Origin of the sequence: Stenotrophomonas sp. TWI1409, assembly GCF_039673015.1 — a bacterium.
Taxonomy (GTDB): Bacteria; Pseudomonadota; Gammaproteobacteria; order Xanthomonadales; family Xanthomonadaceae; genus Stenotrophomonas; species Stenotrophomonas maltophilia_A.
On sequence record NZ_JBDJKU010000013.1, the window covers coordinates 66,234 to 75,212 of the forward strand.

General features: G+C 68.5%; 10 protein-coding genes. 7 read left to right on the forward strand and 3 right to left on the reverse strand.

The features are described from left to right. Positions 1-30 precede the first annotated feature (30 nt). From ABE423_RS06580 to ABE423_RS06590, 3 genes are all read right to left on the reverse strand, one after another. Positions 31-186, reverse strand: a complete 156-nt coding sequence (locus tag ABE423_RS06580; protein ID WP_346485459.1) for a hypothetical protein — start codon at positions 184-186, stop codon at positions 31-33. Between the two features lie 51 nt (positions 187-237). Continuing rightward, positions 238-441 carry an Arm DNA-binding domain-containing protein gene (locus ABE423_RS06585; RefSeq protein WP_160320993.1) on the reverse strand — a complete coding sequence of 68 codons (204 nt, stop codon included), beginning with the start codon at positions 439-441 and terminating at the stop codon, positions 238-240. A 194-nt stretch (positions 442-635) separates the two neighbouring features. Continuing rightward, on the reverse strand, positions 636-1,496 hold the full coding sequence (locus ABE423_RS06590; protein WP_293796484.1) for a YicC/YloC family endoribonuclease: 861 nt from the start codon (positions 1,494-1,496) through the stop codon (positions 636-638). 124 nt (positions 1,497-1,620) lie between these two features. Here ABE423_RS06590 and rph point away from each other — a divergent pair, with 124 nt between their 5' ends. The 7 genes from rph to pepQ all read left to right on the forward strand — a co-directional run bounded on the left by rph (position 1,621) and on the right by pepQ (position 8,867). Next, on the forward strand, positions 1,621-2,346 hold the full coding sequence (gene rph / locus ABE423_RS06595; protein WP_012512000.1) for a ribonuclease PH: 726 nt from the start codon (positions 1,621-1,623) through the stop codon (positions 2,344-2,346). After that, entirely contained in the window at positions 2,343-2,732 is a 390-nt protein-coding gene (locus tag ABE423_RS06600; RefSeq protein WP_125894072.1) for a VOC family protein, read from the forward strand. Before rph ends, ABE423_RS06600 begins: the two co-directional genes overlap by 4 nt. Beyond that, on the forward strand, positions 2,729-3,325 hold the full coding sequence (gene rdgB / locus ABE423_RS06605; protein ID WP_014038346.1) for an RdgB/HAM1 family non-canonical purine NTP pyrophosphatase: 597 nt from the start codon (positions 2,729-2,731) through the stop codon (positions 3,323-3,325). Before ABE423_RS06600 ends, rdgB begins: the two co-directional genes overlap by 4 nt. A gap of 56 nt (positions 3,326-3,381) precedes the next feature. Next, complete coding sequence (hemW, locus tag ABE423_RS06610) at positions 3,382-4,608, forward strand: radical SAM family heme chaperone HemW (RefSeq protein WP_253145461.1); 1,227 nt, start codon at positions 3,382-3,384, stop codon at positions 4,606-4,608. Positions 4,609-4,809: 201 nt separating this feature from the next. Beyond that, positions 4,810-7,089 carry a DUF1631 family protein gene (locus ABE423_RS06615; protein WP_346485463.1) on the forward strand — a complete coding sequence of 760 codons (2,280 nt, stop codon included), beginning with the start codon at positions 4,810-4,812 and terminating at the stop codon, positions 7,087-7,089. Further along, positions 7,086-7,460: a PilZ domain-containing protein gene (locus tag ABE423_RS06620; RefSeq protein WP_180838787.1), complete on the forward strand. Its 375-nt coding sequence runs from the start codon at positions 7,086-7,088 to the stop codon at positions 7,458-7,460. Before ABE423_RS06615 ends, ABE423_RS06620 begins: the two co-directional genes overlap by 4 nt. A gap of 75 nt (positions 7,461-7,535) precedes the next feature. Continuing rightward, complete coding sequence (gene pepQ / locus ABE423_RS06625) at positions 7,536-8,867, forward strand: Xaa-Pro dipeptidase (protein WP_346485465.1); 1,332 nt, start codon at positions 7,536-7,538, stop codon at positions 8,865-8,867. Positions 8,868-8,979: the final 112 nt, after the last annotated feature.

Genomic DNA, 8,979 nt, shown 5'->3' on the forward strand with positions numbered 1-8,979 from the left:
CGTGTAGCCGGGGGCGATGTAGCGATCCAGCTAGGCTTGTCCGAGTTGGCCAACGTTGGCCTGCTGCGGATCGATGGCCTGCACCTCCAGCGGCGTACTCGGTGCGGCGGACTTCGGTCGGTGCTCGGTCTTGGCGATGTGCGCGCGCCGCGCATCCAGTCGGGCCAGCCGCTTGGCAGCGGCCACATTGATGCCCTGCTGGATCAGGGCACGATCGCTGCGCGCCTTCTCCAGGGCTTAGGCCAACGACAGGTCCGGATAGCGGCCCAGGACCTTCTCCCTGGCGGCGCCGACAAAGCGAAAGCGCAGCACCCAGGAAGCCTTTCCGAAGGCGGTACCGCAAGGGCTGGCCACGAAGATCAGGCGGTCGGCAGGGCCGGTGCGCAGCCACACGCGCAGAGCTCCATCGGTAACCAGTTCGGAGCGGTGTGAGGATTCCATCGCAATGTCCACGGGGCGTGCGGGGATCTGTGGGGAATGAAATCGGGGAAGGGGCCGACTGGGCAAAAACCCCCACTCAATCCCACAGACAACCTGCGCTGTCGTGGGATCACTTGGGATGCAGCGACCGCACCCCCCTGCCTAACTGCCTGATTTTTCACACCGGAAGCGACGGTACGGCGCTGCGTGCAACATCACTCGATGTTCTGCACCTGCTCGCGGATCTGGTCGATCAGCACCTTCAGTTCCACTGCCGCATTGGACGTACGGCTGTCCACCGACTTCGACCCAAGCGTGTTGGCTTCGCGGTTGAACTCCTGCAGCAGGAAGTCCAGGCGGCGACCGACCGGCTCGCGCTGCTTGAGCACGCGGCGGATCTCGACGATGTGGCTGCCGAGGCGGTCCAGCTCTTCATCCACGTCCAGCTTCTGCAGCCACAGCACCAGCTCCTGCTCGGCGCGGCCGGGGTCGACCGGGTGCGGCAGGTCAGCCAGGCGGGCGGCCAGCTTGGCGCGCTGGCCGTCGCGAATGGCCGGAATCAAGGTGCGCACTTCGGTAGCGATGCGTTCGATGCCGTCCACGCGCTCGCTGATGGCCGCGGACAACTTGCCGCCTTCGCGCTCACGGGCCTCGACGAAGCCATCCAGCACCTGGTCCAGCAGGGCCAGTGCCTCGACCTGCAGGGCGGCGGCATCGGTGGCCTCGCCACGGGTGACGCCCGGCAGCTGCAGCAGATCGGTGAAGCTGACCTGCAGATTGGGGAAATCGGAGGTCAGGCGGTGCGCCAGGCGGCCCAGCTGGCCCAGCAGGGCCTCGTCCACCTGCAGGTTGGCGGCCACTTCCGGCGCGCGCAGGCGCATCACCAGATCCAGCTTGCCGCGGCTCAGGCGCGCGGCGATACGCTCGCGCAACTGCGGCTCGAGCGCCCGCAGTTCCTCGGGCAGGCGGGTGCCGACCTCCAGGAAGCGGTGGTTGACCGAGCGCAGCTCGCAGCCCAGCGTGCCCCACGGGGTGACCCGCTCGCCGCCGGCGTAGGCGGTCATGCTTCGAATCATGGATTGTGTCCGGTGCGTGCAAAGGGGGAATGGTACCCTAGCGCCCTCACCAGAGCCCCCTTGCCCGCCCCGTGAAGGCCGCGGGCGTGGCGGCGTACTCCCTTGCCATTACGGAACCCGCACCATGTCCGATTCCCGCCCCAGCGGCCGCCAGCCCGACCAGCTCCGCCCGGTCGTCATCCAACGCGGCTTCACCCGCCACGCCGAAGGTTCGGTGCTGGTGTGCTTCGGTGAAACCCGTGTGCTGTGCACCGCCAGCGTCGAGAACCGCGTGCCGGGCTTCCTGCGCGGCAAGGGCGAAGGCTGGGTGACCGCCGAGTACGGCATGCTGCCGCGCGCCACCCACACCCGCAGCGACCGCGAAGCCGCCCGTGGCAAGCAGGGCGGCCGCACCCTGGAGATCCAGCGCCTGATCGGCCGCAGCCTGCGCGCGTGCGTGGACCGCAACGCGCTGGGCGAGCGCACCATCACCCTCGACTGCGACGTGCTGCAGGCCGACGGCGGCACCCGCACCGCCGCCATCACCGGCGCCTACGTGGCCCTGGTCGATGCGGTGAATGTGCTGATGAAGCGCGGCGACATCAAGCGCAACCCGATCCTGGGTGCAGTGGCAGCGGTGTCGGTGGGCGTCTACCGCGGCACCCCGGTGCTGGACCTGGACTACGCCGAAGACAGCGACTGCGACACCGACATGAACGTGGTGATGAACGACGGCGGTGGCTTCATCGAGCTGCAGGGCACCGCCGAAGGCCATGCCTTCCGCCGCGATGAACTGGACGCGCTGCTGGGCCTGGCCGAGAAGGGCGTGCGCGAGCTGCTGGACGCACAGCAGGCGGCGCTGTCGGCATGAACCGGCGCATCGCCCTGACCACCCTGGTGGTGGCCGACTATGACGAAGCCATTGCCTGGTACACCGGCAAGCTCGGCTTCGCACTGCTGGAGGACATCGACCAGGGCCACAAGCGCTGGGTGGTGGTGGGGCCGACCGACGGCAGCGCTGCCGCCCTGCTGCTGGCCCGCGCCAGCGACGAGGAACAGCGCAGCCGCATCGGCAACCAGACCGGTGGCCGCGTCGCCTTCTTCCTCAACACCGACGACTTCCACCGCGACCACACGGCGATGCTGGCCGCCGGGGTCGAGTTCCTGGAAGCGCCGCGCGAAGAACCCTATGCAACGGTCGCGGTATTCAGCGATCTGTATGGCAACACCTGGGACCTGCTGGAGCCCCGTCAATGAAGAAACTGGTACTGGCCAGCCACAACGCCGGCAAGCTGGTGGAGATGCAGGAGATCCTCGCCGACCTGCCGCTGCAGATCACCTCGGCCGCCGAGCTGGGCCTGGGCGACGTGGAAGAGACCGGCCTGACCTTCGTCGAGAACGCGCTGCTGAAGGCGCGCGCGGCCTGCGAAGCGACCGGCCTGCCGGCGCTGGCCGATGATTCGGGCCTGATCGTCGATGCCCTCGGCGGTGCACCGGGCCTGTACAGCGCGCGCTATGCCGGCCACCCGACCAATGCCGCGGCCAACAACGCCAAGCTGCTGGAGGCGATGGCCGACGTTCCCGATGGCCAGCGCGGCGCCCGCTTCTATGCGGTGATCGTGCTGCTGCGCCACGCCACCGATCCGCAGCCGCTGATCTGCGAAGGTCGCTGGGAGGGCCAGATCATCCGTGAACTGCGCGGCACGAATGGATTCGGCTACAACCCGGTGTTCCTTGACACCACCCACGGCCTGACCGCCGCGGAGATGGAGCCGGCCCTGAAAAACGCCATCAGCCACCGTGCCATTGCCCTGCAACAGCTCAAGCAGCAGCTGGCGACGCTGTACTGACGCCACCCGATCGAACCAGGGAAGCTGGCCAGCGGCCGGCACTACCGATGAAGCCCATGCCGCACGCCCACGACCACTGCAACCACCTGCCCGGCGAAGCCTGCTCCGCTGACCACGACACCTCGCCGCGGCTGGTACCGCCACCGCTGTCGCTGTACGTGCACCTGCCGTGGTGCGTGCGCAAGTGCCCGTACTGCGATTTCAATTCGCACCAGGCCAAGGGCGAACTGCCGTTCGATGCCTACATCGATGCGCTGCTGCGCGACCTGGACCAGGACCTGCCGCTGGTCTGGGGCCGGGTGGTGCACAGCGTGTTCTTCGGTGGCGGCACGCCCAGCCTGTTCCCGCCGGAAGCGATCGACCGCTTCCTGCAGCAGGCCAGCGCGCGCCTGCGCTTCGCGCCCAACGCCGAAATCACCCTGGAAACCAACCCGGGCACGGCCGAGCATGGCCGTTTCGACCGCTACCGCGCAGCCGGCGTGAACCGCCTCAGCTTCGGCATCCAGAGTTTCGACGACGCCATGCTCAAGCGCCTGGGCCGCATCCACGACAGTGGCGAAGCCGAGCGCGCGGTGAAGATGGCGCAGGACGCGGGCTACGACAACTTCAACATCGACCTGATGTACGCGCTGCCGGAACAGACCCTGGCCGGTGCCGAGGCCGATCTGGAACGTGCGTTCGCGCTGCAGCCGGCGCATATCTCGCACTACCAGCTGACCCTGGAACCGAACACGGTGTTCTTCGCGCGGCCGCCGCAGGGCATTCCCGATGAAGACAACGCCTGGGACATGCAGGAACACTGCCAGGCCCTGCTGGCGCAGGCAGGCTTCGGCCAGTACGAGGTGAGCGCCTACGCACGCCCTGGCCGGCAGAGCGCGCACAACCTGAACTACTGGCGCTTCGGCGATTACCTGGGCATCGGTGCCGGCGCGCACGGCAAGATCAGCTCCGGTGCAGAGGAACACGTGCTGCGACGCTGGAAGCTGAAGCATCCGCAGGCTTATCTGGACAGCGCGGGCACCCCGGCCTCGTTCGGGGGTGACGATGTAATCGCTCCTGAGCGCCTGCCCTTCGAGTACATGCTGAATCTGCTGCGCCTGCACGAAGGCTTCGGCCTGCGCGATTTCGAGTCGCGTACCGGGCTGTCGCGCAGCGTGCTGGATGCACCGTTGGCCGAGGCCGTGCAGCACGGCTGGCTGGACGTGACCGATGGCCATGTGCAGCCGACCGAACTGGGCCGCCGCTTCACCAACGATGTGGTGAGCCTGTTCCTGGAGGAGTGAGCGTCTTGCAGTAGCGGGTAGTGCCGGCCGCTGGCCGGCAGCTCGATCGGCGCGGATTGCCGGCCAGCGGCCGGCACTACCGTTCATCGGTCGGGCCATGCCTGGCGAACGGGATGCACATTCGCCCTAAAGTAGCGCCGACAGCGGCCGACACGGTAGATTCACCAGATCGATCCGCGGGAATCCGGATACCGCCTGCCGATGTCAGCTGTCTTTTCCATCACTCCTGCCGACAAGAACCGCCTGGCCGCCAGCGACCTGCCACCGCGGGTACGTGAGCTGCTGGGCGCGCTGATCGGCCTGTGCCGGCAGACGCTGGCCGCGCCCCTGATCCTGACTGTCGAAGCGCTGGAGCAGACCCTGCTGCACGACGCCGATCGCGCACGCAATCCGCAGCAGCAGGCCGAACTGATGGCCCAGCGTGGACAGCTGCACGCCTTCGCTGGCCACTTCGCCGACCGCATGCTCGATGCCGTTGCCGACGCCCTCGCACGGTTGCGCGAACCGGCCAACGGTGTCAGCACCAGTGCTACGCCGCCAGCGCTGCCGGGCATGCTCGGGCTGTCGCTGGTTGATGAGCACGAAGTGGATCGCGACCTGCTGCTGACCGAGATGGTGCGGCGCGAAACCCTGCGGTCAACCAACACACTGAACCTGCTCGGCCAACGCCTGGGGGTACTGGCGGCGGCGCCGGCCTTCGAGGCCGACACCCTGCCGCTGGCGCCGCAGGCACTGTGCGCGATGGTGCGCCGGATTGCCGAACAGGACGCGCTGAGCGTCGAGGTACAGCTGGCGCTGTATCGCAGTTTCGAACGACAGGTGCTGGAACGGCTGGGCGATATCCTTGACCGTGCCAATGCCCTGCTGGCCCAGTCCGGCGTACTGCCGGGGCTGGTCTACACCCCCTACCTGGCACGCTCGTCGAGCACGCGGCGGATCATCACCCAGTCGGTGGGTGGCGGCCGCACCACGCAGCCGGCCAAGCGCAGCGCGGCCCCACTGACCGGCTGGAACGGTTCGGCACCGGCCGGCTCCTGGTCCAGCCTGGTACAGGACGCCTTCCACGAGGGTGGTGCAGCCGGCCCCGCCACGCCGGGCGTGACCACATCCACCGGCAGTGCTTTGCATGAGCTGCTGCAGCAGGCCCGGCACGCCAGCCCTGCCCCGGCGGACAGCGGCGCAGTGCCCAGTGCGGCAGTCGACGCGGTACTCGCGCGTCTGCAGGCTCAGTCCAGCGCGGCAACCGGCGTGGCCGACCTGCAGGCCGCCGTGGTCGCGCAGCTGCGCAGCGAGCATGGTGCGCAGGCCCAGCTGGGCAGTCACGATCGGGACAACCTGGACCTGCTGCGCATGCTGATGCAGCAGGTGCAACAGCAGCAGCGTCCCGATCCGGTGCCGGCCGCCCTGCTGGCCCGCCTGCAGGTGCCCCTGGCACGTGCGGCAATGGCCGATCCGGGCTTCTTCGTACGTGACGAGCACCCGGCGCGCGAGCTGCTCAACCAGATCGCCGAAGTCGGCGCCAACTGGCTGGGCGACGATGACGTCGACCCACAGCTGCTGCAGCGCATGGCGCAGAGCGTGCAGGGCCTGCTGGGGCAGGATGCGCGCGTACCGGAGGCCTTTGCCGCCGCCAACGAAGACGTGCAGCAGCACCAGCGCGCGGCGGCCCATCGTGCCGAACTGGCCGAGCGCCGCCACGTGGAAGCCGCGCGCGGCAAGGAACGATTGGAACTGGCCCGTCGCCAGGCCACCGCACAGATCGACCAGTGCTGCGACACGCAGTCGCCACCGCGCTTCGTACAGACCCTGTTGCGCCAGGCCTGGGCCGATGCACTGACCCTCACCCGCCTGCGCCATGGCGATGATTCGCCACAGTGGCAGGAACGACTGCAACAGACCGAGCGCATCGCTGCCATCACCGCACAGGCCATCGACGCCCCCGGCGGCACCGATACCGCGTTGGCAGCGGACGTGGAGGCCGCACTGCTGCAGGTCGGCTACCACGCCGAGGAAGCCGCCGCCGTCGCGCGCAGGCTGGCCACGCCCGGCGGCGAGGATGAAAGCACCTCGCGTACCGAACTCAGTGCCCGCCTGAAGGCACGTGCGCGCCTGGGCGAACACGCCGGCGCGCCCACCGGCACAGCGCCTGCAACGCCCCGCAGCAGTGCCGAAGAAGCCGCCTACCAGCAACTGTCCACGCTGCCGTTCGGCAGCTGGTTCGACATCGATACCGGTGATGGCACGCTGCGCCGCCAGCGCCTGTCCTGGTACAGCCTGCTGACCGGCCACGCCCTGTTCGTCAATCCACGCGGGCAGAAGATCACCGATACCGACCTGGATACGCTGGCACGGCAGATCAGTGCCGGGCGCGCGCAACTGGTCACCGAAGACAAGGGCCGGCTGGTCGACCGTGCCTGGGAAGCCAGCCTTGGTGCGCTGCGCGCACTGGCCGCGGGCCGCGCACAGGAGACCCCCGCATGAAAGCCGTACCGCCGCAGGACACCCGCCGCGCGCCGCGCCGCCAGGTCTCGGACCTGGTGCCGGTCACCGACCAGATGCGCGAGTGCGTGGTCGGGCGCCTCGGCAATGTCTCCGAAACCGGCATGCTGATGCTGGCCAGCGTGCCGCTGCGCGAGGATGCGCTGTACCAGCTGCGCTTCCCGTTGCCGCTGGGTGATGGCCGCCAGCAGGCCATCGACGTGGGCGTGCACCTGCTGTGGAGCGAGCCCGCACACGTTCCCGGCCAGAGCTGGACCGGCTTCCGCTTCCTGACCCTGTCACGCGAACATCGGCAGCTGCTGCGCCAGTGGGTGGGCGAGGACAGCGACGAGGGACCGGTTTCGACGGTCTGAGTGCCGGTTCCGGCACAGCGGTTTTTCGCGGTATGCGGCAGAATCTAGGGCCGTTTTCCGTGTCGAGCCACCGCAATGATCCAGCAAGACCCCGGCGCCCTGTATCCCGACCACCTGGCCGTGCTGTGCCGACGCGCCGAACAGGCGCTGGCCCGCGGCGGCTTCGATCACCTGGTGGTGCCCAGCGGCACCCTGCACTACCAGGTGTTCGACGACCGCGACTACCCGTATGCGGTGAATCCGCAGTTCAAGGCCTGGCTGCCGCTGACCCGCGTGCCCAACAGCTGGATCGTGTTCACCCCCGGCAAGCGTCCGGCGGTGATCTTCCACCAGCCGTTCGATTACTGGCACGTGGTACCGGACGCACCGAGTGGCTGGTGGGTGGAGCACTTCGACATCCACATCATCCGCAAGCCCGAAGAGGCGCTGGCCCTGCTGCCGGCCGACCCGTCGCGCTGCGCGATCCTCGGCGAGCCGCAGAGCACGCTGGGCAACTACGTGCCGAACAACCCGGCGCCGGTGGTGAACTACCTGGAATGGCACCGCGGCAGCAAGACGCCGTATGAAATCGCGCTGATGCGCCAGGCGCAGGTGCTGGGCGTGCGCGGCCACCGTGCCGCCGAAGCCGCGTTCCGCAACGGCGCCGACGAGTTCAGCATCCATATGGCGTACTGCCAGGCCGTCGGCCAGGACGCCAACGAGCTGCCCTACGGCAACATCGTGGCGTTGAACGAACATGCCGCCGTGCTGCATTACACCGAGCTGGGCCGCAAGGCGCCGCAGCCGCTGCGCAGCTTCCTGATCGATGCTGGTGCCAGCGCGCACGGCTACGCCAGCGACATCACCCGCACCTACGCCGCGCAGGGCCACGACGAGTTCGCCGCGATGATCGCCGCCGTCGACGGTGCCCAGCAGCAGATGTGCGCAGCGGTGCGCCCGGGCTTCGACTACAAGCAGCTGCACGTGGACGCACATCTTTCGCTGATGGGCGTGCTGAAGGACTTCGGCGTGATCAAGGTCTCGCCGCAGACCGCAGTGGAAACCGGCGTCAGCGCCGCGTTCTTCCCGCATGGCATCGGTCACCTGATCGGCCTGCAGGTGCACGACGTGGCCGGTTTCGCGGCCAGCGACGAGGGTGGCCGCATCGAGCGCCCGGCGGGCCACCCGTACCTGCGCCTGACCCGCGTGCTGGAACCGGGCATGGTGGTGACCATCGAACCGGGCCTGTACTTCATCGACATGCTGTTGAATGAAGTGAAGGATGCCGGCCATGGCGATGCGATCAACTGGGAGCGCGTGGACTTCTTCCGTCCGTATGGCGGCATCCGCATCGAAGACGAAGTGCTTTGCACTGAGGGCGAGGCGGACAACCTGACGCGACCGGTGTTTGCGGCGGCGAACGGCTGAGCCCCTCGTGGTTGGTCGCGGAACGCGGTTCATGGGTTTGGCGGGGCGGGGGGGGCGGACGCGGGGCGGCGGCCAGTCCGGCCCCGACTCACGCGGGCGGCCGCCAGGGGGG